Raw genomic sequence first — 25,675 nt, 5'->3', positions numbered from 1 at the left:
GATAAGATATTACATTTCCATTTCCGGTAAATAAGGGTGGATTTCCAGTCCGTAGTGATCGCAAATGCAAAAAACTCCTTGTTTATACTTCGTTCCTGAAATATCCTGATAAGTTACATTAAACACAAGAAAATTAGATTTCCGTGAATCGGCCTCAATCAAAAAGTGAAACATTATAGGGCTGTCACCTTTAACTAAATGATCGCGTATATCAGAAAAGCCTTTGGGGATAAAAATTTGATGGGTCTGTTTATTTTCAGAAACAATCTTTGAAATATTTAACGCTGTGCTGTTTGCTTCGTTCATCACTTCTATTGTCAAGATCTTTTTATTTTCATCACTAAGTTTCCCTTTATCAATATATCCGGAATACTTTAATATTGGTTTGATGCTTTCCTTAAACCTTAAGCTTTCAATTTTAAATAACTCATTTTGAGTGCGCTGAACGTCTTGTTGAGATTTGAGCGTCTTAAATAAGTAAAATGCTGTCAAGCTTGTAACTCCAACCATCGCCCACTCCGATACAGTACCCCAAACTTCCGACGAAAAAGAGCCAAAATTATTGATATCCAAAATCATTTGGAAAGTTAACAAAATCAAAATCAAATTTTTGTTTGTCTCAGTTAAAATATCCCCCCCCCAATCCACCTATCCGCCAAATCAATGCCCATTTCTCGTTCTGCATCTGTTGCGGTGCGCTCCAGGGTATCGTCAACGATGAAGCATGCGTTGGGGAGTTTGCTGTTTAGTTGGCGGGCTTTATCATGCCATTTGGCATAGCCGTTAACGTTCGGGGCAAAGGGGATCGGCTATAATTACTGTTATAATTTTGAGCTATAATTTTCCGTATCAGCCTGGTTAAATTTGCTTATCTCCCAAAAAATCGTTATATTGGGGTCTATCCCAAAAAACATCTTTCTCATTTTTTTTAGCATAAAAAATTATAGCGTGATTTTTCCGCTTTTTACAACTGTTCTTTGACGTGTTTTTCATATTTTGTTGATTAGCAATATTTTATTAAATAAAACGTCGATTTTGCCCTGACACCCAAAACGCGTTTAGCCTACGGAATTGGGCAAAAAATTGGTACCCAAAACGCGTTTAGCCTTCGGAATTGGGCGAAAAATTGGTACCCGAAACGCGTTTAGCCTTCGGAATTGGCCAAAAATATGATACCCAAAATGCGTTTTGGGTACCACTTTTAATTTGGCGACATTTATGGCTTTAACAGCGCTTGCGTTAGCGGTGGAAGCGGATACCGGCCCGCGCTTAAGGCCTTTGGCGTATGAGCGAACGACGCGACCCCATTTCTACCAATGGGGTAACGCCCTTGTTTTAAGTCTAAAGTCTAAAGTCTTGAGTCTTTAGTCCAAAGCCGGTTGCTGGGTATAACTGCCCAACAATAAAACAATAAAACCTCCCAACAATAAAACCTCCCAACAATAAAACAATACAACCGTCCAACCTTCCAACATCCACATCCTCAACTTTTCAACATTACAACTTTTCAACATGGCAACCGTCCCACATTCCAACAATTTTTAACAACTTTGCAACCTTATAAATACCAGGGGTTTGGAAACGTATATTCAAGAAGCACTATTCATTTTATTCCAGTTAGCATTTATTGTTCAGTTATATTTTCTTGTAAATAACCAAAGCAGGCTAACCGAATATAAACCCATGGAGCAGCTGCAGCCCGCGGGCATACCCGTTTCGGTGATCATCAGCGCGCGTAATGAGGCCAGGAACTTAAGCGAAAACCTGCCTGCCATATTGAATCAAAACTACCCCGATTTTGAAGTTGTAGTAGTGAATGATTGCTCGTATGATAAATCGGACCTGGTGCTGGAAGAGTTTGAAAAAAGCTACTCCCGTTTAAAGGTAGTTACCATTACCGAGCACGTGCGCTTTAAAACCGGCAAAAAGTTTGCCCTTACTTTAGGCATCAAAGCAGCAAAAAACGAACACCTTTTATTTACTGATGCAGATTGTGCGCCGGCATCGGCAGATTGGATAGCCCGTATGGCAGCCAACTTTACCAACCCTGATGCGCAACTTGTGCTGGGTTACTCGCCTTATATTAAAGCTAAAGGTTTTTTAAATGCCTTTATCCGGTTCGAGACCCTGAAAACGGCTATTAATTACCTTTCATCAGCCATTAATGGCGATGCTTACATGGGCATCGGCAGGAATTTGGCCTATACCAAGACTTTGTTTTTTGGGGCCAAGGGCTTTGCGGCGCACATGCACGTCCTATCCGGCGACGACGACCTGTTTGTAAACCAAAATGCTACGCCTGATAATACGGTGATTGAGATCCATGAAGATTCCTTTGTGTATACCGATGCAAAGGACAGCTGGTCGGCCTGGTTCAGGCAAAAAAAGAGGCACTTTGGCGTGGGTAAAATTTATAAGGCCAGGCATAAACGCATGTTGAGTTTGGATGCATTAAGCGGTTTCCTGTTCTATATTTTATTAACATTATGCTTAGTTTTCAACTTTGAGCCCCTGTTAGCCGCAGGTTTGTTTATGTTTAGATTGATTTTTCAGGTTATTGTTTATAACAAACTATTTAAGCGTTTAAGTGGCAGGGATTTAATATGGTATTTGCCATTTTTAGATATGATTTATTACCTTTACTTAAACACTTTCGGCCTTATCGGCACTTTTATAAAAACTACTAAATGGAAATAAATTCGAATTTTACAGAGAATGCTAAGAACGATTTTCACCTTGTTGTAAGAGCGCGCCAGGGCGATCAGAAAGCTTATGCCGACCTGATGCACCGTTACAAAGATTCCATTTATTTTATGGTGCTGAAGATGGTGAACAATAAGGAAGATGCGATGGACCTTACCGTTGAAACCTTTGCCAAAGCCTTTGAAAAACTCGACAAATACCAACCCGACTACGCTTTCAGCACCTGGTTATTCAGGGTTGCTACCAATAACTGTATCGATTTTATCAGGAAAAAAAAGTTGAATACCATGTCGATCCACGGGATGATGGATGACGACGGCGAGGAAAAACAACTCCAGATAAAAGCCGATGTGTTAAATCCGGAAGAAACATCCATTAAAAAACAACAAACCCAGGAGCTTAAATTACTGATTGAAAGTTTGCCATCGCGTTACCGTAACCTCATCACCCTGCGTTATTTTGACGAATTATCCTACGAAGAAATTGCCCAGCAGCTGGATTTGCCTTTAGGTACCGTTAAGGCGCAGTTGTTCAGGGCCAGGTATTTGCTTGGCAATATCATCAACCGCTTTAACAGGGATGACATCTGATCTGATCACCAAATATTTTCCATCCCTAACGGCTCAGCAGCTTGAGCAATTTAATCGCTTACCCGGATTATACCAGTTCTGGAACGACCAGATCAATGTAATCTCGCGCAAGGATATTGAGCAGCTGTATGAGCGCCATGTGCTGCACTCATTGGGCATAGCCAAAGTAATGCCTTTTTTACCCGGCGAAAAGGTGCTGGATGTAGGTACCGGCGGCGGTTTTCCGGGCATCCCTTTAGCCATATTATTTCCGGACACGGAGTTTTATTTGGTTGATTCTATCGGCAAAAAATAAAAGTAGTGCAGGAAGTGGCCAAAGCCCTGGGGCTAACCAATGTACGGGCATCGCACCGGCGGGCCGAGCAGGTGGATGAAAAGTTTGATTTTGTAGTATCGAGGGCGGTTACCCGCTTAAAGGAGTTTTATCCCTGGGTAAAAGGCAAGTTTAACAAGCAATCCAAAAATATTTTACCTAACGGGATCCTGTATTTAAAAGGGGGAGACCTTGAACAGGAAATTGCCGAATCGGGTTTAACCGTTCAGCAATATTACCTCAAAGATTACTTTGATGAGGAGTTTTTTGAAACCAAGCAGGTGATTTATGTTTTATGTTAAAGGGTGATCACCCATTCAGGAAACCTCATAACTTTAGCAAACGGGCCAACCATACTATTGGCTAATTTCCCTCGTAGCAGGAAAATAAGGCCCCATCTTTTTGATTAAAATCGCAGATTTTTCAGGCATGTAAAAGTTAATATCAAACGCATTAATGCCAAAATAATTCAAAAATTGACATAGTTGATCAAAAGTAAACCGGGATTTAACAATTCTGTTATTATAATTTTCTGTCTGTTCAAATTTTAATGGCTTTCCGTATTGCTGAAATTTCCAGCCATTTTCTTTTATTACGCCCACAGTTCTGATTGTTTTTAATTCGGCCGCCATAAAACTATGATAATCTACCAAACTCTCCGCGGAAGTATTGTTATAAACCAAGTGTATATATTCTGTTTTTAATCGTTCAGCCAACACCCAGGGACAAGTTCGATCAGTTCCTGTCCATATATTATCAATAAAGCCCACCCATTGGCTTGTGGTGGGCAGAAGAAGGTATCTTCTAATTTCCCCGCTTGTCATTGGGAAAAGCTTTTCATAGGCTGAATTAAAATCGCCGGTTACTTCTTCTGAAGAAAGTGAATTATTATTCCTCTTAACAAGTGGGGTTTGCCAATTTATCAGCGCCTCCTGTATTTCAGTTACATCGGCCTTAATAAAAGCCATAGTGAGCCTCGGCTGGTTAAAACCTGGTATATTGTCGATCATAAGCTCAAACTTATTAAATTATTTCTGAAGACCTTGAACAGGAAATTGCCGAAGCGGGTTTAGCCGTTCAGCAATATTACCTCAAAGATTACTTTGATGAGGAGTTTTTTGAAACCAAGCAGGTGATTTATGTTAAAACATGATTACACCGATTATTTAAATATGATTGCACCGATGGTTGTGGGTGATTACACTGATTTATTTTAACTATAAATAGGTCTCTACCACCACTTCGCCGATAAATGACGGGTCGTTGCTTAATGTTTCGCTGGCAGGTTTAGGCGCCGGCAGGCCATCAATTAAAAAAGTTACGGCAACTTTATAGGTGCCCGTCTTTGCGTCAATAGCGTCGTTATATTCATTTAATACCCTCATTGCCTCTTCATCGCAGCGGTTTCCTATTCCCTTGATAAGGGCAACATTTGTTATTTTATGATCAGCGTTTAAATCAAATTGTATAACAGCACTACCCGTTACTTTATTTTCACGCGCAACCGCCGGGTATCTTACATGTTTAGCAATGTATTTTTCGAGCGCGGCATACGCATTGGTTAAAGGCATGTACGGTGCCATTGGCGGTGGTGGTGGCATCAATTTAACCTGAACGGGAGCAACCGGCTCATTAATGGTAATTTCAGCCTTTACTGGTGGTGCAGGCTTTTCAGGTTTACCAGGCAGCGCTAATTTTTGCTTCACCGGTGCAACAGGTTCAACAATTGTAACATCAGCCTTTACTGTTGGCAGCGTAAGTTTGGCTTGTTTAGCTACGGGAGCAACTGGCCTGGGAGGAGGGGGAGGGAGCTTCGCAAAAATTGCCATTTTCGGGTAGGTATAACCATATTTTTCCTTCAAAAAATGTACCTGTGCCGGGGTGAGGGAGTTTCGGTAATACCCTCTTTCTTCACCATTTTTTTCGGTAATGATGACCAGGATATCTGATTTGTTGTTGACCACATAGCCTGCCTGCCTGTACTTATAACCTTTGGAAGTTACGCCCGATGAATTTTTATCGGTGTCTTTTGTCCCTGTTGAAGGAAAAAATAGAGTTGCCTGCCCTGGTTTACCCTTAATCTCTACCACTTCAAGCTTTATTTTATAGGTTTTCAGCAAATAAGCCTCGTCAGCATCGGTAACGTTATTTACTGTGTAAAGCTTGCCATGTACGGTCATTTTATCACCGTAACCCACAATGTCGCCCTCTGTTAATTTCAGGGTTTTTACTTTTTGGACTGAATTGATGGCGGACGACATTTTTGGCGCCAATACCACCCAGCCGTACGTTTTACTGAACCCCAGTGTGGAAACACAGAGCAGCCCGGCGCATACGGGCACCGTTAACAGGTATTTTAGCCTTGCCAAACTACCCGATCGTTTTTGATTAAGCATAATGATTCTCTTTTTTAAAAGGTTATAATTGAAAAATGAATGCGTAACAGATGGCCCGCCGATGCCATATGCATTGTTTACCAGGAAGGTGGAATAGGCGAGGGGATTGGTTTTGTAGGATGCTGTTTGTTCGTCGGCAATGTATTCGTGTACGGTTTTCAGGCTGTTTTGCAGCAGGTAAATGAGCGGGTTAAACCAATTAATGATCCGTAAAAGTTCAAGCAGGATAATATCAAATGAATGCTTTTGGCGGATATGCACCAGCTCATGCCGGATAATAATCTCCGCATCCATTGCTTTTGTGCCGATGAACAGGTAATTAAAAAACGAGAAAGCCGAGTTGGAGTCATTAATATGCACCAGTTTATACTGCTTATCAACCATAGCCGACCTGCTTCGGGTAAGCCTGAACAAACGGGTAAGTTTAATGATGAGCAGGACAGTAAAAATAACTGCACCCAACAGGTATACGCCCAACACACAGTTTTGCAAAGTAAAATAATCTGCCCAGGCAAATTGTGCCGCTTTATCATAGTTATTGGCGCCGTGTGCAGCAATAACGTACGACACAGTTTGAACAGATTGGTCGCGCCGCAGGAAGCCCAGCTGCACCAGCGGTAAAACAAAGGAGATTACGCAGCTAAACAGCAAATAAGCGCGGTTAAACAGGTAATAGGTTTCCCTGTTTAAAAGCAAACAATAAACAAGGTAAAATACACCCAGGTATAAATTAGCCTCCAGCAGGTATTGCAGCCAGTTCATGATCTTTCGTTTTTAAGGTTGTTTAACAATTGGGTTAATTCATCAAGTTCATTCAGGTCAAGCTTTTTTTCATCGGCAATAAAGGATACCAGGCTTTGGTAAGAGTTGTTGAAATAGTTTTTCATCATCTTATCAAACGTAAACTTTTTATAATCAGCCTCCTGCACCGCCGGAAAGTAAACGTGGGAGTTGCCATAGGCTTTATGGTCGATAAATCCTTTGCCCTCCAATACCCTTACCACGGTTGAAACGGTGTTATAGGCAGGCTTTGGTTCAGGCATTTCCTCAATGATGTCTTTCACAATGGCTTCCTTTAATTGCCATAAAATTTGCATTACCTGCTCTTCGGCTTTTGTTAATTCTTTAATATGCATAGCAAACTATTTTTATAGTTAAGTAAAGGTAAAACTATTTTTATAGTTTGCAAACTATTTTTATAGTTTTTTCTGAAAATGAATGAACAATAAAAAGATAAGGAATTTTCCTCGAGGCAAACGTATTAAAAGTCGCTTCAAAACGGTCGGTAGGAGGAGGCTCCTAACGGAGCCGTAAACCTTTTTAGCCATTTTTCTATAAACAGGTGGCTTCGCTGAAGCCAATATCCAATTGGTGAGGCGTTTGGTTAACTCCGTTAGGAGTCGCCTGTTTATAGAATTGTCCATCTGAAATTGTAGGCTCCGTCAGGAGCCGCCTTTACACGGCAATTTCACTCAAATGTTCTTTTGGTTACTTTAAGGGCATTTGGATGCTTTTTTTTGCTAAAATTCTTAGGATTTTTATATTTTAGTGCCATATATCTTTACTTATGTCACAATTGCACCAGGTTGCGTTAACGCTTTTAAATAATATAGGCCCATCACTGGCAAAACTATTGGTTAGTCATTTTGGCGATGCCGAAAATGTTTTTAACGCACCTAACTATAAATTGCTGCGTGTACCGGGTATCGGCGAGAAGACCATCAGCCAGCTTAACTTTAAGGAATCGCTTACCAAAGCCGAAGCAGAATTAAAATTTGTGGAAAAGAACGGGATAGATATTATTTTTTATACGGATGGCAGGTATCCCAAACGCCTGAAAAACTGCAATGATTCGCCGATTTTGTTATTCTCGAAGGGGAATGCCAATTTAAACATGCAGCATGTTATAAGTATTGTTGGCACCCGTAACGCCACCGAATATGGCAAACACCTGTGCCGTGAGCTGGTAGAAGAGCTAAAGCAATACAATATACTCATAGTAAGCGGTTTGGCTTTGGGGATTGATGTTACAGCGCACAAAGAGTGCGTAAAGCTGAATGTACCGACCGTAGGCGTACTGGGGCATGGGCTCGACAGGATGTATCCGAGCCAGAACAGGGCAACAGCCGAAAAAATGCTTGATAACGGCGGATTATTATCTGAATACCTATCGGGCACCATCCCCGACAGGGAAAACTTCCCGCAACGCAACCGCATTGTTGCCGGCATGGCAGATGCAACGGTGGTGATTGAAGCCGGGATAAAAGGTGGCGCATTAATTACAGCGGAAATTGCCAACTCCTATAACCGGGATGTGTTTGCCTTCCCGGGCAGGGTAGGAGACGATTACTCCGAGGGATGTAACTTCCTGATCCGTAATAATAAAGCAGCACTGCTTACCTGTGTGGCAGACCTGGCATATAGCCTGGGATGGGAAAAAGCAGATAACCTGAAACCAGCGGAACAATTTATGCTGCCGATAGATCTTTCGGCGGAAGAGCAATTGATATTTGATATTTTGAAACAAAGCAGCACACCTGTTGCTATTGACGACCTCACCATAAAAGCCAATTTACCTACAAGCTTACTTGCAATGAACCTTTTAAACATGGAAATGCAGGGGTATATCAGGTCGTTGCCTGGGAAAACGTATTGCATTAGTTAATTAGAGACTGGAGGTTAGAGATTAGTTCTAATTTGTCATTGCAAGGAGGAACGACGAAGCAAACTCGTCGCTATTGCACTACCGTTTACCTATCAACGAAGAGATTGCCACGCTACGCTCGCAATGACAGGGTGATTAGAGTGCGGTCGGACCTGTCCACAAGGTGGCTGGCTGAACTTGGGACGGACACATGATTGCCACCTTGTAATGACTTAATGACCCAATGACCCAATGCCTACTCCTTTGGCGAACTATAAAAAACCAGTTTACCAGTATCCCCGGTTACTTCAGCCCAATTATCAATGTCAAATTCAACCAGGGCCGTGGTAGAAGTATGCACTTCCCTGCCTTCGCCGGTTAAATATCTCAAAATTTCGGCAACGCCGGGATTATGCCCCACAACGGCTATGGTATCATATTCATCTGGCAATCCGTTGATTACTTTCAACCAGGCTTCCCTGCTGGCTTCGTAAATTGATTTTTTGGTAGTTGGATCGGGCAAATGAAAAGTATCGGCAAATATTTCAGCAGTGGTTTTGGTACGTAAAGCCGGGCTGGTTACGATAAGTTGGGGTATAATCGCCTTTTCTTTAAGACGATCGGCCATAAACCTTGCATCCTGGATACCTGGGTATTTTAGGGGCCTGTCAAAATCCTTCCCGAACGAATCTTTTTCCGCTTTGGCATGCCGTATCAGGATCAATTTTTTCATCATGTAAAATAAATAAAATAAGCCCAATTACCGAAGATTTATTTAAATATACTTCGCGCTTTATTATTAACGTACAGATAGATGGATAGTTTTTGCGGGCAAGGGTATTTACCGGTCGGCAAAATCAACAATAGGCCTCTCAGGCATATCATTCATGCACTTAAAATGCCCGAGCGGACATTTTTCCAACCCGAACCTGGAGCATGGGCGACAATCAAGATCGATCCCGGCAATCAGCACTTCTTTTACTTTATATGGCTGAACACCTAATAGTTCGGGCACCGTGCCACCCCAAACAGAAGCAATAGGAACATCAAATGCTTCGGCAATATGGGTTAATCCGGTATCGAAACCTATCACACTTTTTGCCTTTGATACCAGGAATACGGATTCGTCAAGGGTAGTGATGCCACAGGCATTATAAACATTATCTGACTGAGCGGCAATTTCATCGCCATTTGCTTTCACGTCATTTCCGCCAAGCAAAACAACCGGGTGCTTTAGCTGATTGCATATGCTGATGATCTTGCTGTTGGGCATTCTTTTGGTAAAATGCGTGGCCCCTATAATGAAAGCAATATAGCCATCCCGGTAGGATGGCGGCAGTAATTTACTTAATTTATGATCGGCTTTGATATAATAATCAATGGGCTGTTCATCATTTTTAACCCCTAAAAATGCAACCGTTTTTAAATAACGGTCGACCAAATGCACCGGCGGTACCAGTTTTAGTTTGAATTTTAAACTCAGCCACTTTTGTATCCGCTGTTTTTTATAGGTGGATGATTTAACCCGCACATTGAATTTGATCAGCGTTGTACGCAGGTTATTATGCAGATCAATGATATAATCGTATTTTTCTGCTTTTATCTCATTAATAGTACCGGCAAGCTTATCCTTTAATAACAGCAATTTATCCACATAGGGGTTGTTATCATAGATGTATTTAAACGCGGGTTTGGTTAAAAAGTGAATTTCGGCATTAGGTAATTGCTTCTTAAGGCAGCGCACTACGGGCGTTGTGTAAATGATATCGCCCATTGAACTGAACCTGATCACCAAAATCTTCATGTCCTGTTCCTGATTTTATTGATGATAGAGGTGGATGAATAGCCCTCTACAAAATTGATGGTTTTTACTTCGCCACCGTTGGCCAGTACTTCTTTGGCGCCCACAATATTTTCAATAGCATAATCAGCGCCTTTTACCAGTATATCAGGCAGTAATGTTTTGATGAGATCTGCAGGGGTATTTTCCTCAAAAATGGTGATCGCGTCAACAAAAATAAAGCTGCCAATAGTGCTGCACGGCTATTCTGGTCGTTTACAGGCCGGTCATCACCTTTAATACGCTTTACCGAAGCATCCGAGTTTAGGCCGATGATCAGTTTGTCGCCCAACTCCGCTGCCTTTGCCATATAAGTAAGATGGCCAATGTGCAGCAGGTCGAAAACGCCGTTGGTAAAAACAACCTTTTGCCCTTCAGCCTGCCAGGTAAGCACATGGTTTTTGATAGAGGGAAGATCCAATATCTTATTTAAAAGGGTGTTTTCTATATCGGTGCGCATAAAATCAATCTAAAATAAATCATCAACCGCCTTGCACAGGATATGCCCAATTAAAATATGCATTTCCTGTATCCTGGCGGTGATATTCGATGGGACTACAATGTTTAATTCGCATAGGTCATTCATCTTGCCGCCATCCCTGCCGGATAAGCCTAAAGTTTTGCAACCCAGTTTGGTAGCTGCTTCAAAAGCATTTAAAATACCCTGGCTGTTGCCGCTTGTTGAAATGCCGATAAACAGGTCACCGGGTTGCGCCAGCGCTTCTACCTGCCGCGAAAATACGTGTTCGTAACCGTAATCATTGGCAATAGCGGTTAGGGCAGAAGTATCAACTGTTAAAGCGATACCGGGTAAAGCGCGTCGTTCTTTCACAAACCTTCCGCTCAATTCCGCTGCAATGTGTTGTGCATCAGCAGCGCTGCCGCCATTGCCTGCCAGCAACACCTTATTGCCCTTTTGAATTACAGCAGTGATCATCATACAAGCTGCTTCAATATCACCACCCAAATGGTCAATCACTTTTTGGATTACCTGCTGATGATCTTTTAATTCTTTTATAACCATGTTAGTAGAATTTCGGATTTCGTCCGCCAATGGGCGGATCGGATTTATTTTTTAATGACCTAATGACCCAATGAAGCCCGTCCGCTCTGTCCCAAAGTGGCCGTATGTATAACGGACGGACACTTCATCACCATCATTGCAATGACCTAATGACCCAATAACCTAATACCCTTCCATATCTTTGATGATCTCATCAATAGTAGTTGTTGCGCTGCCCACATGCTTTACTACATTTGCTGCGGCGTGGTTGGCAAGTTCGCAGGCTTCTTCAACGGATAAGCCAAGCGCTGTAAAATAGGCAATTACGGCAATTACGGTATCACCTGCGCCGGTTACATCAAAAACTTCGGTAGCCTTTACGGGCATTAGTTTACTGCTTTGCTCGGTAATAATCGCCATACCTTCTTCAGACAGCGTTACAATGAGGTAATCGGTACCTGTTTGCAGGAAAATGGTTTTCGCTGCATTTTCCAGGTCGGCAAGGTTGCTTATTTTCTCTGTTTTGGCAGCTTCCGCCAGTTCCTTACGGTTTGGCTTGATAATGAAGGCACCTTTATATTTCTCATAATTCAATCCTTTTGGATCAATTACTACTTTCTTTTGATGCTCATTGGCAATATTTATAATTCGTTGAGTAAGTCCGGGCGCAAACAATCCCTTGTTATAATCTGATAACAATACAATATCTGCGCTATTAATATTTGCGACAATGCCGGCAATCAGTTTTTCTTCCAGTTCAGCAGCAATAGGTTCAGTAACTTCCCTGTCAACCCTCACCAATTGATGACTGCCCACCAATATGCGGGTTTTTATGGTGGTGGAACGTGAACCATCTTCAACAATCGTGTCAGTTTTAACACCCTCGCCTGCCATTATTTCAATCAGTTGCCTGCCGGAGGCATCAATACCGATAACGCCGGCAACCGATACCTGTGCTCCCAAAGCCACCAGGTTTTGCACTACGTTACCTGCCCCCCCAGCGTGGTCGATTCTTTTTTTACATTTACTACAGGCACAGGCGCCTCAGGCGATAACCTGGTTGCCGAACCCCATATATAATGATCAACCATCAAATCGCCGATTACCAGTACCGATGGTCTTTTTTGTGCTGCTTGTATGGAACGTACTTTACTTATTAAGTTCATTAGTTCATTAGTTCATTTGTTCATTAGTTCATTAGTTCATTGGCGTGGCAGGGTATGCAGATCGTTCCAATATTCTTTATTCCTTCTATATAACTTATTAGGTTATTATTGCCGAAACGTCAGTTGCAGCTTCTTTCGGACTTCCGGACTTTACTGACTTTCGGGCTAATCTCTAATCACTGATCTCCAATCACTGCCTCTTTTTTGCAAAAAAAGAGGCTATCTCCTGCAATGATAATGCATTCAGGCATTTTTCTTTGTATAAACCGCCTTTTCTTCCGGCTAATATACCATAATACATATCCAAAAAGCCTTCCTTGCGGTGTGCATCCGGGTTGATGGATAGCCAAACGCCTTTTTCGAGGGCATATTGGTGCCAGCGCCAGTCGAGGTCTAAACGCAGCGGGTTGGCATTTATTTCTATCACTACATTATTATCGGCGCAGGCATCAATTACTTTTTTATAGTTGATTGGGTAGCCGCTGCGGCTCAGTAACAGCCTTCCTGTTGGGTGGCCCAATATAGTAGTATATGGGTTTTCAATCGCTTTGATGAGGCGCGAAGTTGCTTTTTCCTCATCCATTTTAAGGATGGAGTGCACGGAAGCTACGATAAAATCAAAGCGTTTTAAAATCTCTTCAGGGTAATCCAGCGAACCATCATATAATATATCCGATTCTATTCCTTTAAAAATATGAAAGCCGTTCAGCTTTTTATTCAGGTGATCAATTTCTTCCTGCTGGTTGATCACCTGTTCAATACTTAAACCTTTAGCATAAAAAGCGCTTTTGCTGTGGTCGCACATGCCCAGGTATTCCAGGTTCAGTTCGTCACGGCAATAAAGCGCCATTTCTTCAACGGTGTTGATGCCATCGCTCCAGGTGCTGTGGTTATGTAACGATCCTTTCAGGTCGGGTAGTTGGATCAATATAGGTAGGGCCTTGTTTTTAGCTTTCTCGATGAAGGTTGTTCCTTCTCTTAACTCAGGCGGAATATATTCAAGGCCCGCAGTTTTGTAGATCACTTCTTCACTTTCCGGGTGATCAATTACATCACCGGCAAGGGCTAAAACTGCATTTATATGTTCTGTATCGCCTGTTTGAACAAATAATTCATGATAGAAATAACGCTTTTCTACAAAAAACAATTCGATTTTCAAGCCATTTTCAAGCTCGCCGCTAAGCTGTTTTCCGGTGACTATGGGTTGGAGAATAATACCAGATTCCGCAATTGAATTAAATGCGGTATCCATGTCATTATCACCCAAAACAATTACCAGGTTATTAATGATCTCGCAGCAACGCCTGAATTCGCCGCCAAATTCAATTAAAGAATCCGGTAAAATTGCTTTGATTTTATCCAGCAGATTTTTGGCTTCCTCTTCAATTTTGGCGTAAAGGAACTTGCCATTGCTGGCCATATTAAACTCAATAACCTTACGGATCTCGTCCTGTGTTTTTAAACCAAAGCCTTTAGCCTCAACCAGGCGGTTTTCGTTACAGGCATAGTATAATTCGCCAAGGTTTTCTATGGCCAGGTCGCGCCAGATGATCGCTACCTTTTTAGGGCCAATGCCTTTAATGCCCATCATTTCCACCACACCAGCCGGGGTTTTATCCAGCATTTCTTCCAGCTCGGCCATGGTGCCGGTTTCCAGCAATTCAGTTATTTTAGCGGCAGTGCTTTTACCAATGCCATCAATTTTTTCAAGATCTTCGGTGGTTTTATTTTTAGCGGAGAAGGGGAGTTTATCTACCTTAAAAGCAGCATTCGCCATCGACTTTACCTTAAAGGGATTTACCTCATGCAGTTCCATCAGTTGCGATAACAGGCGAAGCTTTCGGGCTATGGGTTTGTTTTCCATAATTGATTGAAGCGCAAAAATACAAAAGAGGGATGGAATGGGGATGTTTTGTGAATGTTATTTTATACGATAATAATTATTCCGCTATTTTTGTGACTTGAGCAATTTGGGCAGCCTTAAAAAACATCGAGATGAAAAATGAATTCTTAATAGATTCGAATAAAAACTATCATGGCGCGATGCTGGCTATTTATGACCTAATGAATAAGGGTGAAGCAAATCTTTCTGAAGAAGAAATCGAACATTTGCAGGCAATGACAATTGCTGCTGAGAAATACGAAGATGAAGTTTTACACCTTAAGCCTGTTAAACAGCCGACATCTTTATCTGAAGTAGTCGAGCTATTTATGTTCGAAAATAAGCTCTCTCAGGCTAAATTGGCCGGTAAGTTAGGTATAGGTAAGCCTAAATTATCACAGATATTGACAGGTGAACGTCAGCCTGATGTTTTATTTTTAAAGGCATTGTATCGGAAACTGAATTTAGATCCCAAGGTCATTTTAGAAAATGTTTAGTTTTTTCGAACCTTTGACCCAAACCGATTTAAGAATGCATTTTTATTTGGTCAGCTCATGTATCGAAGGTTGGCTTACGACTCTGAGTGTGACTACAGCTTTTTTAAATATTTGCTTCTCTAAACCTTTCCCGGACGGACGGCCAGTCATAATTTAATATTTTTGGGAAATCAATCAACAGCGATATTTCAATAATTGTTGCTGTTCCCCTCAACGTGTGGAATAAATCAACAGTTTTGTTTTGTTTGGTCAGTTTGTAAGTATTTGATTTCATGATAAATACGGCATTGATAGTCAACTTGGCATGGTTGTGTTTAATAGGGTTACTATAAAACAAAACATTATAACCATGAAAAAATGATTTTAGCCGTAGCGGCATTAGGTATTGCAGGTTTCACCATGGTGAAAGCTGGCCCCTCAACTCAAAACAAAAGATCAATTACTACTATTGCTGTAGCGGACACCGCCCAAAAAACACCTATAAAACTGGATGAACTTCCGCCGGCAGTAAAAACCACTTTAACCACTGATCCGGTGAAACAGTGGACGCCAACTGAAGCTTTTTATGTTAAATCCGGGAGTACCGGGTATTATGAAATAACTGTTAAAAAAGATACCCAGACCCAGGTGATCAAACTTGATAAGGATGGGAAAATAGTGCAATAATAATTGCCCAAATCATCATATATTAATACAAAAGCCGGATTTAGCTCCGGCTTTTGTATTTTTGCCATATCTATGATTAACATATTATGGCAAAAATATTGCTTGTTGAAGACGATTTGACGTTTTCGCAGATGCTGCGCGGTTTTTTACATAAGCACGGGCATCAGGTGCAGTCGACTCAAAACACCAAAGAGGGATTCAAATTAGTCGAAAAAGAACTATTTGATTTGCTTCTGCTCGACTATCGTTTGCCCGATGGCACCGGCCTGGATCTGTTAAAAAAGGTACGGGAAAACGGGCAGACTACTCCGGCAATTATCATGACCAGCTTTAATGATGTGCGTACGGCTATCAATGCTATTAGATCGGGAGCTTTGGATTATATCATCAAACCGGTAAACCCCGACGAGTTATTGATGATAATGGACATTGCCCTGGGTGGTAAAAAGCCGGTGTATTCGCCGGGTGAAAACATCGCATTTATAAAAAGCGACAGCAAATATGCAGCTAAGCTTCATGAATATATCGGCCTTGTTGCACCAACCAATATGTCGGTATTGATTCAGGGCGAAAGCGGTACAGGTAAAGAATATGTGGCAAGGGTTATTCATAGCCGAAGCAAAAGAGCCGCCAAGCCGTTTGTTGCTATTGACTGTGGTACACTATCCAATGATTTGGCGGTAAGTGAGTTATTCGGGCATGTAAAAGGTGCTTTTACAGGTGCCGCCGCAGATAAAAAAGGACTTTTTGAAATTGCAGAAGGCGGAACGCTTTTTTTAGATGAGGTGGGAAACCTTAGTTATGATGTGCAGGTAAAACTGCTGCGTGCCCTGCAGGAAAGAGTAGTACAGCCAATAGGAGGGGGACGGACTATTCCCATTGATGTTAGGTTTATTACAGCTACAAATGATGATTTGTTAAATAGCGTAAGCGCAGGAAATTTCAGACAGGACCTTTATCACCGGATAAATGAATTTAAGATACAATTGTCCCCTGTACGAGACCGCAGAGACGAACTTGATTTATTTATAAGGCATTTTATCGGGCAGGCTAACCTGGAACTTGGGAGAGATTTAAACGATATAGCTGCAGAAGTTAAAACTGCTTTTTATAATTATGACTGGCCCGGTAATTTACGTGAACTTAAAAACGTAATTAAACGCATGGTTTTGCTGAGTACCGAACAAATTGCCGGTATAGAAACGTTGCCCGATGAAATGTTATTCAGCATTACCCATCATCTTGCCCAGGTGGCAACGACGGATCTTAAGGCACAAAACGAGGTAAACGAGAAAAATTTGATTCAGAGTACCCTGCAAAAAGTAAAATACAATAAATCAAAAGCCGCCAAACTGCTTAATATCGACCGAAAAACGCTCTATTCAAAAATCGAACGGTACGGGCTCGATACCTGACACTGAAAAAGGCTTAGGCAGGAGTTTCAAGTTTGTTTGTTTCTTTAACAGCACTGGCCAGTTCTTGTAGTTTGTCTGTAAGAGCGACGAGGTGATTGATTTTATTTGCTGTTAGTTTTTTATCTTTTTCCAGATCCATTTCAGCAATCCTGAAATTTCCCGCCAATACTTTGGCGCCTACCTGGGCAGTTCTGCCGGCGATACGGTGGGTTATCAATAAAACGGTTTCGCTGTCTTTTATTTCAATAGCATCATTAAGTTGTTCGATATCATTAAGGCTGTCTTCCGCGAACCTGTTTAGTACACTAAAGGTTTGTTTCGGATCGCCAAAGGTCATTTTTTCAACCAGGCTCATATCAATACCGGCAATTGAAATTTTATCGTCAGCAACTTGCCCGCCTTTTGTTATCATGTTAATTAAATCATGCGCTCTGAAGGGTTTCATAAGCAAGCCATCAAAGCCTTGCTTTAAAATCAAAGAACGTTCTTCGGGTAGGGCCTGGGCAGTTACTGCAAATAATTTTACAGTTGCAGGAAGTTTGGCGCGCAATAAACTGCAAAGTTCAATGCCGTTCATTTCAGGCATTCTGATATCCATCAATATATAATTTACTTCACTGCCAGGAGCAGCATTCAAAAGCTCAAACGGCGAAGTAAAGCAGCGGTAACACTTATGGTATCTGTCAAATATACCGGCATATAATTCAAGCATAAAAGGGTCATCGTCAACCAGCCAGATGATGTCCCGGTCGGGCGTTTGTACTGGTACTGTTTTCCCCCGGGCCATAGTCTCCGGCTTTAAGGCTTTTTCATATTTAAGGTCGAAAGAAAACATACTTCCTTTACCTAACCGGCTTTTAACGCTGATGTTGCCCCCCAGCATTTCAATAAGTTCTTTGGTTATAGGGAGCCCGAGCCCTGATCCTGAATATTTATGCTTGTTATTGTTATCTGCCTGTTCAAACTCATTAAATATCCGTTCAATGTCCTGGTCTGAAAGGCCAATTCCTGTATCCGAAATATCGAAATTATAATGTATGGAATTATCACCGGGGGTGCCTTTAACTGACAACAAAACTTTACCTTCCGGCGTAAATTTTATCGCGTTGCCCAGTAAGTTGTAGAGTATTTGTTTTAATCTGAAAGGATCGCCATTTACAAATGCAGAAACAGGAGCATCATAGGCCGCTTTTAGTTCAATATGCTTTTTTTCGGCCTGCAGTTGCATAACTGAGGTTACTTCGTCCAGCAATTCCATTAAATTAAATACCTGGTTGGTAAAAGTGAATTTTCCGGATACAATCCGGTTGTAATCAAGCACTTCGTTTACAATTTGCATTAAATGCGCCGAGGATTTGTAGATAGCATCAATATCGCCGCTTTCAGTACCGGTTTTTTGTTTGTTCATTTTCTCAGCAAAGCCGATGATAGACTGCAGGGGGGTTCGGATCTCATGGCTCATATTTGACAAAAACCGTTGTTTGGCAAGGCTGTGATATTCTGCTTCCTCTTTGGCCAGTTCTATTTGTTTGCGGTACCGGTTAATCTTTGATATATCTGTTAAAGTGAGGTACAATAATAAAGTAGTTGCCACAAAAAATGCCAGCATAATTAAACTAATACGCCTAATACTGCTATCCACCATGTTTTTTGCAAGCCGGTTGCTTAATGTTGATTGTGTCAGCCCGTCTGTCTCAACCTGCCTGAGGATCGTCAGGATTTGATGCATCACCTTCGAGCTTGATTTCAACAAAATAGCTTCCCTGCTTAAAAACGAAAGACTTTTTCTTTGCTGGATAGCTTCCAAATGATGAATAGTTGCACCAAATTCTTTAAGCATACTGTCTTTTACGGCCCTCGAAAGGGTGTCGTGTTTTACAGATGATTCTTCATCTACCACCTGGTAGGGGATGCCGCTATTCTTATTCTCCCGGCTCTCTTTTTTTCTCCTGAATAGCTTACTGAAAAAGCCATTTGAATGACTTTCATCCGTGGCCTTTGTAATAGGGTAAATTGTAGTGGTGGATGTTTTTTTTTCGGTCGTGGTAACCATGCTATCTGTAAGGCCGGCCTTTTTACTTACCATGTCATTTAAAGAATGCATTTGTGCGTGAAAGGTTTTATTGCTAACCAGCTCATTCCTAACCTTTAAATAGTTTATAAAAAGCCTATCCCTGTCATGTAAAAGCTTTTTCAGGATATTGAGTCTTTTTATCTGATCAGGTGAGTTTGCGTAAAGATTTTTCAGGGTATCAATCTTGCGGCTAAGCTTTTTTGTTTCATTGAAGAAACGATAAAAGCGGTCAGGATTGTTGATATCCGGTATTTCCTGAGATTGCCCCACCTGGACGACATTCCTCGAGAGTTCATTGATGATCCGTAACTTCTCATTCGGGGCCGAAACATCTTCAAAGGCAACCAACAAAGCCTGAAAGGAGCTTTTACTGGTGACCCAGGCCATCAAAACAGCAAAACATGCCAATATTGAAGCTGTAATTATTTTGCCCTTTACTGACCCGAAAAACTTGCTTACATGCATTTATTCGTGGTTTTGTTTTACATCTAAACGCAAAAAGAGCAATTATGTGTTTGGAAATTTTCTTCTTAAGACAAAGGTGTTGTATTAATTAAATAAAAGCGCAGTAAGGTAAAACAATAAAAGCCGTATGCTAATTAGTATACGGCTCTCCAATCAAAATATATCGCAAAAAATTAATTTATCTCAATATCATAAGGCAACCTGGCCTGGGGGGTGCGCATCATTTGGGTAACGCTTTTAATCTGGTCGTAATATTTGTAATTCTCACCCAGTTCGGATTTTACAAAGTGAGCCCTCATTTTGGCGCTCATATCCAAACCGAATTTATTTAGAAAGCTTTTTTGGTCAGGGTAAGCCTTTAGTTTATAGTTTTTGATTTTGGCCATATTCGCTGCCGATTTGATGGCATCGTTGATATTACCCAGGCGGTCAACCAGCCCATTTGTGATGGCTTGTTCGCCGGTCCAAACACGGCCTTGTCCAATACTATTAATATAGGTCTGGCTTTTGTGACGGCCGCTGGCAACTGCTTTGGTAAAATCATCATAACCATGGTCCACCTGGTTTTGCAATATTGCCCGTTCTTCAGCAGTTAATGGCCTCGAAACATCGCCAAGGTCGGCATATTTGCCGGTTTTTACGCCATCGAAAGTAATGCCCAACTTGTCATTAAAAAACTTTTGCATGTTGGGTAAAACGGCAAAAATACCTATAGAGCCGGTTATCGTATTTGGTTCAGCAAAAATGGAATCTGCTGCGCAAGCAATATAATAACCACCAGATGCCGCGTAATCACCCATGGATACGATCATCGGTTTTGCCTTTTTTGTAAGCATTACTTCGCGCCAGATCACATCTGATGCCAGCGAGCTTCCTCCTGGCGAATTAACCCTTAAAACAACGGCTTTAACTTTATTGTCAAGGCGCGCTTCGCGCAACGCCTTTGACACCGTTTCGGAACCTATGGTATTGTCGTCACCATTTCCACCGTTAATTTCTCCGGATGCGTAGATGATTGCGATCTGATTTTTGGACTCCTTTTTACGATCGTCTCCGTTAGGAATGCTTTTTGAATAATCAGAAAGCTCAACTATTTTCAGGTCATCTTTAGTTTCAATACCTGTACGTTTTTTAAGTTCATTTAAAACTTCGTCCTTGTATTTCAACCCATCTACCAATTTGAAATTAAGTGCATCTTCCGGAAAACGTATTTTCAGGTTGTTTGCATAGCTAAATAAAGTGTCTTTGCTAATCTTCCGGCTTTTGCCAATGCCTGCTAAAAAATTATTGTAGAGCGAACCTAAATAGGAGTTTACCTGTAAACGGTTGGCATCGCTCATTTTGGTAAGGAAAAATGGCTCAACTGCGCTTTTATATGTTCCTACTTTAATAATCTGCGCTTCAATACCCAACTTGTCAAGTGCCCCTTTCATGAAGGTGATCTGCTGGTTAAATCCATGGAAGAGGAATATCCCTTTGGGGTTTAAATAAACCTTATCGGCTACCGAAGCAAGGTAATAAAAACCCTGCGTATATATTTCAGAGTAAGCTATGATGAATTTGCCGGATTTTTTAAAGTCGATCAGTGCATTACGGATTTCTTCGGCTGTGGCCTGCCCTATAGGTATTTCAGTTTCATCCAGGAATATGCCTTTAATATTAGCGTCGTTTTTTGCTTTTTTGATGTTCGAAAGGATATCGTTAAGGCCTATTGATTCGTCCTGGTCCAATCCTAAAAACGGTAAATCTTTAAGCGGGTTTTCCGGGGTGCGTTCAGCAATCGATTTGGTGAACTGGATATGTAAAACTGAATTAGCGTCAACCTCAACCGTTTTATCGCTTGAGGATGCTATGATTGCAATAATAAGGATTACGAAAATGATACCCGAAATAATTATCGCTACCATGCTGGCCAGCACAAATTTGAAGAATTGTTTCATTAAGTGTTTTAAATCTTTTAACTATGCAAACTTAGTAATTCGCAACTGATAACATTAAGAGCACTGTCTATAATATTTGTTACAACATGCATGAGGTTTTTTTATTGTTGGGGAGTAACCTGGGAGACAGGCAGTTGTTTATGAAACAAGCTATTGATCAAATAGAATCTGTAATAGCCCCTGTGTTAAAAAAGTCGTCGGTTTATGAAACGCAATCATGGGGAAAAACCGATGCGCCTGATTACCTGAACCAGGTGATATTATTAAAAACAGCGTTTAATCCAAATGAGGTTCTTGAAAAGGTATTAAATATTGAAAATAGACTCGGACGGCGGCGGGAGGAAAAATGGGGGTCGCGTACGATTGATATTGATATATTATTGTATGATCAGCAAATAATAAATGACCCCGGGCTTATTATTCCACATCCTGAGTTGCAAAAACGAAGGTTTACGCTTGAACCGCTGGCAGAAATAGCAGCGGACACGATGCACCCGGTATTAAAAAAAATATTTTACAACTTAAATTCGAACTTATTGATGAATTGAACGTAAAAAAGATATAATTTTGAAGTTTATAAACCCTTTTATGTCTCATAATTCTATACCACAGGACCTCGACCTTTCTTTTTTGCTGGATATTGCTGACGGGAGCAACGAGTTTATCGTTGAATCAATTGAAATGTTCATGCAGCAAACCCCCGAATTATTGCAGATGATTGCTACCGGTATTGCCGCCGGTGATTGGACAACTGTGGCTTCAGCTTCACATAAATTGAAACCAAATCTGGGTTTTTTTGGAATGCCGATCAGCCAGGCTACTATCCAGGAAGTTGAGATTATGGCAAAGGGCGGTGCGCAGGACCCTGAGCTGTTAAAACAAAAATTCAGCGAAGTACAGGCAATCCTTGCAGAAAACTTGATTTCTCTCGCCAAAATAAAGGCAGAAAAAGAAACTCAATTATAGTGATTGGAGATTAGGCAGAAAAATGCCAAATTGTAAAGATTGATTGAAATTCCAACTAATCTCTAACCTCTGATTAACCAATCTCTATCACGCAACTTCCGATACACTAAAGCTATAGCTTTCCATGATTAGGTTTGCAAGAAGATTTTTGCAGGCAAGGTCAACTTTGCTGTGAGCAGTTTCGGCGCTGTCGGCTTCTATCTCAAGGGTGATGTGTTTGCCGATGCGTACATTGTGTATTTCAGCTAACCCAAGGTTTTTCATGCTTCCTGTTACAGCTTTCCCCTGTGGGTCAAGTATTTCTTTTTTCGGCATTACATCTATTTCAGCCTGGAATTTTTTCATCAATTATAAGTTTTAATAGCGAACGAATCTATTATCGGTGAATTTTTGTTTCTTTTTGGGCGACACCGACCATAGGCTCATTGGCAAATTTGAATTGGATAATGGATAAGATGACATAGATCAATATGATCACCGGAACTGCTGCAAATTTAAAAAATAGTATCAGAATAGCCGAGAATAACAGTAATAAATACCGATAAATATTTTGATTAAAGTCGCTGTTTTTAAATTTTAACGACATCATAGGCATTTCTAAAACTAACAGCGTGCACATAACAATCACAAAAATTGGTAGTGCATACGGATTTGATAAAAAAGGTTCGTAAAAACGATCATGATGCTCAATGATCATGGGGAAAGAGGCAATCAATATCGCATTTGCAGGTGTGGGCAAACCAATAAAATTCTCGGCCTGGCGGGTATCTACATTAAATTTAGCAAGCCGTAAAGCCGAAAAAACAGGGATTAAAAAAGCGATAAAGTTTAACCATCCGCTAATTTGAGCGATTTGGGGGGCCTGTAAAAATATCTGGTACATGATAACGGCGGGTAAAACCCCGAAACTCACCATATCTGCTAATGAATCAAGATCCTTGCCAATACCCGAAAATGATTTGAGTACCCTGGAGGCCAGTCCGTCAAAAAAATCAAATATAGCCGACAAAAATATAGCGTAGGCAGCTGCAACCAGTTCACCTTTAAAAGCTAATACAATACCCACACAGCCGCTAAACAGGTTTGCGCAGGTTATTGCATTTGGTAAGTGTTTTTTAACTCGATTCTTCATTCCGGCATGAAGGTAGCAATGTTTGTTGAAGTAATTCTGTAGTATTTATGAAGTTCTAAATTTAGTGTTACCTTAATTAAAACTTCATAAATACTAAATTATTACGAATTCATCGAGATAAGAAATTCTTCGTTTGTTTTTGTACCTCTTATCTGCGACTGTAAAAATTCCATTGCTTCCTGCGAATTCATATCCGCAAGGTGGTTACGTAAAATCCAGATCCGTTGCAGGGTTTCGCGGTCGAGCAGTAAATCATCGCGGCGTGTGCTTGAGGCGGTAATGTCAATAGCCGGGAAGATCCGTTTGTTGGATAATTTACGGTCGAGCTGAAGTTCCATGTTACCGGTACCTTTAAACTCTTCGAAAATTACTTCATCCATTTTTGAGCCCGTTTCTGTCAACGCTGTTGCTATGATGGTTAATGAGCCACCGTCTTCAATATTACGGGCAGCACCGAAAAAGCGTTTCGGTTTGTGCAGGGCATTAGCATCAACACCACCAGATAATATCTTACCGGATGCCGGGGCTACGGTATTGTAAGCACGGGCAAGACGGGTGATCGAGTCGAGCAAAATAACCACGTCATGACCGCACTCTACCATACGTTTTGCTTTTTCCAAAACGATATTGGCAATTTTAACGTGGCGTTCAGCCGGTTCATCAAAGGTTGATGATACAACCTCCGCACGTACACTGCGGGCCATATCTGTTACTTCTTCCGGGCGTTCATCAATCAAAAGGATGATGAGGTAAACTTCGGGATGGTTTTTGGCGATGGCATTGGCCACATCCTTTAACAGCATGGTTTTACCTGTTTTAGGCTGGGCGACAATCAAACCGCGTTGTCCTTTACCAATTGGTGAGAAAAGGTCCATAATACGGGTTGAGTAATTACCCGGATCAGTAAACAGGCTCAATTTCTCGGAAGGGAAAAGCGGTGTTAAGTGGTCAAATGGCACGCGGTCGCGAACTTCGGCAGGGATACGGCTGTTAATGGCTTCAACCCGTACCAAAGGGAAATATTTTTCACCTTCTTTAGGAGGCCTGATGCTTCCGCGAACAGTATCACCGGTTTTTAAACCAAATAGCTTTATCTGTGATTGCGAAACATAAATGTCATCCGGAGAAGTAAGATAGTTATAATCTGATGACCTTAAAAAACCATATCCGTCGGGCATAATTTCCAAAACACCTTCATTTACAATTACATTGTCAAAATCAAGGTTAATGGGTGGCTCCTGGCTTTTTTGCTGGCTGGTTTGGTTATTTACCCTGCGTTCAAATTTAGGGTTGCGTCCTTCTGTTATGGTATCATCTGCTTTCGCGGCAGCATCACCGTCCTGCGCAGCTTCGGCATCGTCACCGTTCATTAACGGCACTTCGCTATCCTCGTCAGCAGAAACGTCATCATCTGGCTCATCAAATAAATTGGTATCATCCAAAGGCACTTCTATGCGGGGCTTGTTGCTTGTTTTTACGGTGCGTATTCTTTTACGTGTTTTTTCGGTACTCTCGGCGGGTTCAGCTCCTTTGGGAGTATAAATGGTATTTACGGTACTTTGTTGTGCACGGGCTGCTTCTATCAGCTGTTCCTGTTCAACAATCCGACTGATGAGTTGAGCCTTCCTAAGGTCGTCAGCTTCACCAATACCTAAGTTTCTGGCAATATCGCGCAACTCTGAAACGAGTTTGTCGTTCAATTCGTTTGTATCAAACATATTATATATTATAGTTCAAGGAGATTTTTAATTAGAATATCTTTTGTGATGCTTTTGTATTTTTCACTGGTATTATAGGGCAGTTAAGCTTTTTGTTAAGCTGCCCGGCGTTAAGAAAGAATTTTATTTGTATTAGCAAATCCTTTTAATATTGATATACATGGAGGATGTTTTTATATGAAAGATTTTATTTGCAACTTGTTTATGCAACATCTAAACCCATGTAAATAATTAATAAAATAACCTGGAGTTTTAAATTGTTTCT

Annotated in this window: 24 protein-coding genes and 1 pseudogene; 9 read left to right on the top strand and 16 right to left on the bottom strand. The window is 41.2% G+C overall.

Going from position 1 to position 25,675, the window contains the following annotated elements; genetic code table 11:
* Positions 1-9 precede the first annotated feature (9 nt).
* Positions 10-579, bottom strand: coding sequence for a hypothetical protein (locus MgSA37_RS16695; protein ID WP_157750608.1), 570 nt, complete (start codon positions 577-579; stop codon positions 10-12).
* A gap of 996 nt (positions 580-1,575) precedes the next feature.
* Here MgSA37_RS16695 and MgSA37_RS16690 point away from each other — a divergent pair.
* The 3 genes and pseudogenes from MgSA37_RS16690 (at position 1,576) to rsmG (ending at position 3,908) form a co-directional block, all read left to right on the top strand.
* On the top strand, positions 1,576-2,697 hold the full coding sequence (locus tag MgSA37_RS16690) for a glycosyltransferase (RefSeq protein WP_232010663.1): 1,122 nt from the start codon (positions 1,576-1,578) through the stop codon (positions 2,695-2,697).
* The gene (locus MgSA37_RS16685; protein WP_096353498.1) at positions 2,688-3,293 is read left to right on the top strand and encodes an RNA polymerase sigma factor; all 606 of its coding nucleotides are present in this window, start codon (positions 2,688-2,690) and stop codon (positions 3,291-3,293) included. Before MgSA37_RS16690 ends, MgSA37_RS16685 begins: the two co-directional genes overlap by 10 nt.
* Positions 3,283-3,908, top strand: a pseudogene (gene rsmG / locus MgSA37_RS16680) (16S rRNA (guanine(527)-N(7))-methyltransferase RsmG). The gene MgSA37_RS16685 and the pseudogene rsmG overlap by 11 nt, the downstream one beginning before the upstream one ends.
* Positions 3,909-3,962: 54 nt before the next feature.
* Here the strand turns inward: rsmG and MgSA37_RS16675 are convergent.
* From MgSA37_RS16675 to MgSA37_RS16665, 3 genes are all read right to left on the bottom strand, one after another.
* Entirely contained in the window at positions 3,963-4,616 is a 654-nt protein-coding gene (locus MgSA37_RS16675) for a hypothetical protein (RefSeq protein WP_096353497.1), read from the bottom strand.
* 207 nt (positions 4,617-4,823) lie between these two features.
* Positions 4,824-6,764: a M56 family metallopeptidase gene (locus MgSA37_RS16670; RefSeq protein ID WP_096353495.1), complete on the bottom strand. Its 1,941-nt coding sequence runs from the start codon at positions 6,762-6,764 to the stop codon at positions 4,824-4,826.
* Positions 6,761-7,138: a BlaI/MecI/CopY family transcriptional regulator gene (locus tag MgSA37_RS16665; protein WP_096353494.1), complete on the bottom strand. Its 378-nt coding sequence runs from the start codon at positions 7,136-7,138 to the stop codon at positions 6,761-6,763. Before MgSA37_RS16665 ends, MgSA37_RS16670 begins: the two co-directional genes overlap by 4 nt.
* A gap of 431 nt (positions 7,139-7,569) precedes the next feature.
* Between MgSA37_RS16665 and dprA the strand changes: the two genes are divergently transcribed.
* On the top strand, positions 7,570-8,667 hold the full coding sequence (gene dprA / locus MgSA37_RS16660) for a DNA-processing protein DprA (protein ID WP_096353493.1): 1,098 nt from the start codon (positions 7,570-7,572) through the stop codon (positions 8,665-8,667).
* Positions 8,668-8,902: 235 nt separating this feature from the next.
* On the opposite strand, the gene MgSA37_RS16655 is transcribed toward dprA, so the two are convergent.
* From MgSA37_RS16655 to MgSA37_RS16625, 7 genes are all read right to left on the bottom strand, one after another.
* Positions 8,903-9,382, bottom strand: coding sequence for a SixA phosphatase family protein (locus tag MgSA37_RS16655; protein ID WP_157750607.1), 480 nt, complete (start codon positions 9,380-9,382; stop codon positions 8,903-8,905).
* Positions 9,383-9,487: 105 nt separating this feature from the next.
* Complete coding sequence (locus MgSA37_RS16650) at positions 9,488-10,450, bottom strand: glycosyltransferase family 9 protein (RefSeq protein ID WP_096353490.1); 963 nt, start codon at positions 10,448-10,450, stop codon at positions 9,488-9,490.
* Positions 10,451-10,583: 133 nt separating this feature from the next.
* The gene (locus MgSA37_RS16645; RefSeq protein WP_232010662.1) at positions 10,584-10,946 is read right to left on the bottom strand and encodes an adenylyltransferase/cytidyltransferase family protein; all 363 of its coding nucleotides are present in this window, start codon (positions 10,944-10,946) and stop codon (positions 10,584-10,586) included.
* A gap of 9 nt (positions 10,947-10,955) precedes the next feature.
* On the bottom strand, positions 10,956-11,510 hold the full coding sequence (locus MgSA37_RS16640) for a D-sedoheptulose 7-phosphate isomerase (RefSeq protein ID WP_096353488.1): 555 nt from the start codon (positions 11,508-11,510) through the stop codon (positions 10,956-10,958).
* 162 nt (positions 11,511-11,672) lie between these two features.
* A complete protein-coding gene (locus tag MgSA37_RS16635; protein ID WP_157750606.1) occupies positions 11,673-12,470 on the bottom strand; it encodes a bifunctional heptose 7-phosphate kinase/heptose 1-phosphate adenyltransferase in 798 nt (265 codons plus the stop codon).
* On the bottom strand, positions 12,470-12,655 hold the full coding sequence (locus tag MgSA37_RS16630; RefSeq protein ID WP_096353485.1) for a hypothetical protein: 186 nt from the start codon (positions 12,653-12,655) through the stop codon (positions 12,470-12,472). Before MgSA37_RS16630 ends, MgSA37_RS16635 begins: the two co-directional genes overlap by 1 nt.
* Positions 12,656-12,845: 190 nt before the next feature.
* A complete protein-coding gene (locus MgSA37_RS16625; RefSeq protein ID WP_096353484.1) occupies positions 12,846-14,519 on the bottom strand; it encodes a DNA polymerase/3'-5' exonuclease PolX in 1,674 nt (557 codons plus the stop codon).
* 131 nt (positions 14,520-14,650) lie between these two features.
* On the opposite strand from MgSA37_RS16625, the gene MgSA37_RS16620 reads away from it, so the two are divergent.
* From MgSA37_RS16620 to MgSA37_RS16605, 3 genes are all read left to right on the top strand, one after another.
* Positions 14,651-15,034, top strand: coding sequence for a helix-turn-helix domain-containing protein (locus MgSA37_RS16620; RefSeq protein WP_096353482.1), 384 nt, complete (start codon positions 14,651-14,653; stop codon positions 15,032-15,034).
* Between the two features lie 357 nt (positions 15,035-15,391).
* Complete coding sequence (locus MgSA37_RS16610; RefSeq protein ID WP_096353480.1) at positions 15,392-15,700, top strand: hypothetical protein; 309 nt, start codon at positions 15,392-15,394, stop codon at positions 15,698-15,700.
* An 86-nt stretch (positions 15,701-15,786) separates the two neighbouring features.
* The gene (locus tag MgSA37_RS16605) at positions 15,787-17,115 is read left to right on the top strand and encodes a sigma-54-dependent transcriptional regulator (RefSeq protein ID WP_096353479.1); all 1,329 of its coding nucleotides are present in this window, start codon (positions 15,787-15,789) and stop codon (positions 17,113-17,115) included.
* 13 nt (positions 17,116-17,128) lie between these two features.
* Here the strand turns inward: MgSA37_RS16605 and MgSA37_RS16600 are convergent, their stop codons facing one another.
* Positions 17,129-19,654: a hybrid sensor histidine kinase/response regulator gene (locus MgSA37_RS16600; protein WP_096353477.1), complete on the bottom strand. Its 2,526-nt coding sequence runs from the start codon at positions 19,652-19,654 to the stop codon at positions 17,129-17,131.
* A gap of 173 nt (positions 19,655-19,827) precedes the next feature.
* A complete protein-coding gene (sppA, locus tag MgSA37_RS16595; RefSeq protein ID WP_096353476.1) occupies positions 19,828-21,594 on the bottom strand; it encodes a signal peptide peptidase SppA in 1,767 nt (588 codons plus the stop codon).
* An 86-nt stretch (positions 21,595-21,680) separates the two neighbouring features.
* Here sppA and folK point away from each other — a divergent pair, with 86 nt between their 5' ends.
* Both folK and MgSA37_RS16585 read left to right on the top strand, forming a co-directional pair.
* Positions 21,681-22,142 (top strand): 2-amino-4-hydroxy-6-hydroxymethyldihydropteridine diphosphokinase, encoded by a 462-nt coding sequence (gene folK, locus MgSA37_RS16590; RefSeq protein WP_096353474.1) that lies wholly within the window; start codon positions 21,681-21,683, stop codon positions 22,140-22,142.
* A gap of 40 nt (positions 22,143-22,182) precedes the next feature.
* A complete protein-coding gene (locus MgSA37_RS16585; protein WP_096353473.1) occupies positions 22,183-22,560 on the top strand; it encodes an Hpt domain-containing protein in 378 nt (125 codons plus the stop codon).
* A gap of 87 nt (positions 22,561-22,647) precedes the next feature.
* Here MgSA37_RS16585 and purS read toward each other — a convergent pair whose 3' ends face one another.
* The 3 genes from purS to rho form a co-directional block, all read right to left on the bottom strand.
* On the bottom strand, positions 22,648-22,905 hold the full coding sequence (gene purS / locus MgSA37_RS16580) for a phosphoribosylformylglycinamidine synthase subunit PurS (RefSeq protein ID WP_096353471.1): 258 nt from the start codon (positions 22,903-22,905) through the stop codon (positions 22,648-22,650).
* A 31-nt stretch (positions 22,906-22,936) separates the two neighbouring features.
* Positions 22,937-23,692: a CDP-diacylglycerol--serine O-phosphatidyltransferase gene (gene pssA / locus MgSA37_RS16575; RefSeq protein WP_096353469.1), complete on the bottom strand. Its 756-nt coding sequence runs from the start codon at positions 23,690-23,692 to the stop codon at positions 22,937-22,939.
* Positions 23,693-23,793: 101 nt separating this feature from the next.
* Positions 23,794-25,410 (bottom strand): transcription termination factor Rho, encoded by a 1,617-nt coding sequence (gene rho / locus MgSA37_RS16570; protein ID WP_096353468.1) that lies wholly within the window; start codon positions 25,408-25,410, stop codon positions 23,794-23,796.
* Positions 25,411-25,675 lie beyond the last annotated feature (265 nt).

It is taken from the genome of Mucilaginibacter gotjawali, from assembly GCF_002355435.1.
GTDB classification, from domain to species: Bacteria; Bacteroidota; Bacteroidia; order Sphingobacteriales; family Sphingobacteriaceae; genus Mucilaginibacter; species Mucilaginibacter gotjawali.
Note: the sequence above shows the minus strand (reverse complement) of the source record. Positions and strands in the feature narration are given on the sequence as shown.

Bases quoted from the DNA above. Each gene is read 5' to 3' on its own strand.
- MgSA37_RS16695 (WP_157750608.1), bottom strand. From the start codon at position 579: ATGATTTTGGATATCAATAATTTTGGCTCTTTTTCGTCGGAAGTTTGG.
- MgSA37_RS16685 (WP_096353498.1), top strand. From the start codon at position 2,688: ATGGAAATAAATTCGAATTTTACAGAGAATGCTAAGAACGATTTTCAC.
- MgSA37_RS16675 (WP_096353497.1), bottom strand. From the start codon at position 4,616: ATGATCGACAATATACCAGGTTTTAACCAGCCGAGGCTCACTATGGCT.
- MgSA37_RS16670 (WP_096353495.1), bottom strand. From the start codon at position 6,764: ATGAACTGGCTGCAATACCTGCTGGAGGCTAATTTATACCTGGGTGTA.
- MgSA37_RS16665 (WP_096353494.1), bottom strand. From the start codon at position 7,138: ATGCATATTAAAGAATTAACAAAAGCCGAAGAGCAGGTAATGCAAATT.
- dprA (WP_096353493.1), top strand. From the start codon at position 7,570: ATGTCACAATTGCACCAGGTTGCGTTAACGCTTTTAAATAATATAGGC.
- MgSA37_RS16655 (WP_157750607.1), bottom strand. From the start codon at position 9,382: ATGATGAAAAAATTGATCCTGATACGGCATGCCAAAGCGGAAAAAGAT.
- MgSA37_RS16650 (WP_096353490.1), bottom strand. From the start codon at position 10,450: ATGAAGATTTTGGTGATCAGGTTCAGTTCAATGGGCGATATCATTTAC.
- MgSA37_RS16645 (WP_232010662.1), bottom strand. From the start codon at position 10,946: ATGCGCACCGATATAGAAAACACCCTTTTAAATAAGATATTGGATCTT.
- MgSA37_RS16640 (WP_096353488.1), bottom strand. From the start codon at position 11,510: ATGGTTATAAAAGAATTAAAAGATCATCAGCAGGTAATCCAAAAAGTG.
- MgSA37_RS16630 (WP_096353485.1), bottom strand. From the start codon at position 12,655: ATGAACTTAATAAGTAAAGTACGTTCCATACAAGCAGCACAAAAAAGA.
- MgSA37_RS16625 (WP_096353484.1), bottom strand. From the start codon at position 14,519: ATGGAAAACAAACCCATAGCCCGAAAGCTTCGCCTGTTATCGCAACTG.
- MgSA37_RS16620 (WP_096353482.1), top strand. From the start codon at position 14,651: ATGAAAAATGAATTCTTAATAGATTCGAATAAAAACTATCATGGCGCG.
- MgSA37_RS16610 (WP_096353480.1), top strand. From the start codon at position 15,392: ATGATTTTAGCCGTAGCGGCATTAGGTATTGCAGGTTTCACCATGGTG.
- MgSA37_RS16605 (WP_096353479.1), top strand. From the start codon at position 15,787: ATGGCAAAAATATTGCTTGTTGAAGACGATTTGACGTTTTCGCAGATG.
- MgSA37_RS16600 (WP_096353477.1), bottom strand. From the start codon at position 19,654: ATGCATGTAAGCAAGTTTTTCGGGTCAGTAAAGGGCAAAATAATTACA.
- sppA (WP_096353476.1), bottom strand. From the start codon at position 21,594: ATGAAACAATTCTTCAAATTTGTGCTGGCCAGCATGGTAGCGATAATT.
- folK (WP_096353474.1), top strand. From the start codon at position 21,681: ATGCATGAGGTTTTTTTATTGTTGGGGAGTAACCTGGGAGACAGGCAG.
- MgSA37_RS16585 (WP_096353473.1), top strand. From the start codon at position 22,183: ATGTCTCATAATTCTATACCACAGGACCTCGACCTTTCTTTTTTGCTG.
- purS (WP_096353471.1), bottom strand. From the start codon at position 22,905: ATGAAAAAATTCCAGGCTGAAATAGATGTAATGCCGAAAAAAGAAATA.
- pssA (WP_096353469.1), bottom strand. From the start codon at position 23,692: ATGAAGAATCGAGTTAAAAAACACTTACCAAATGCAATAACCTGCGCA.
- rho (WP_096353468.1), bottom strand. From the start codon at position 25,410: ATGTTTGATACAAACGAATTGAACGACAAACTCGTTTCAGAGTTGCGC.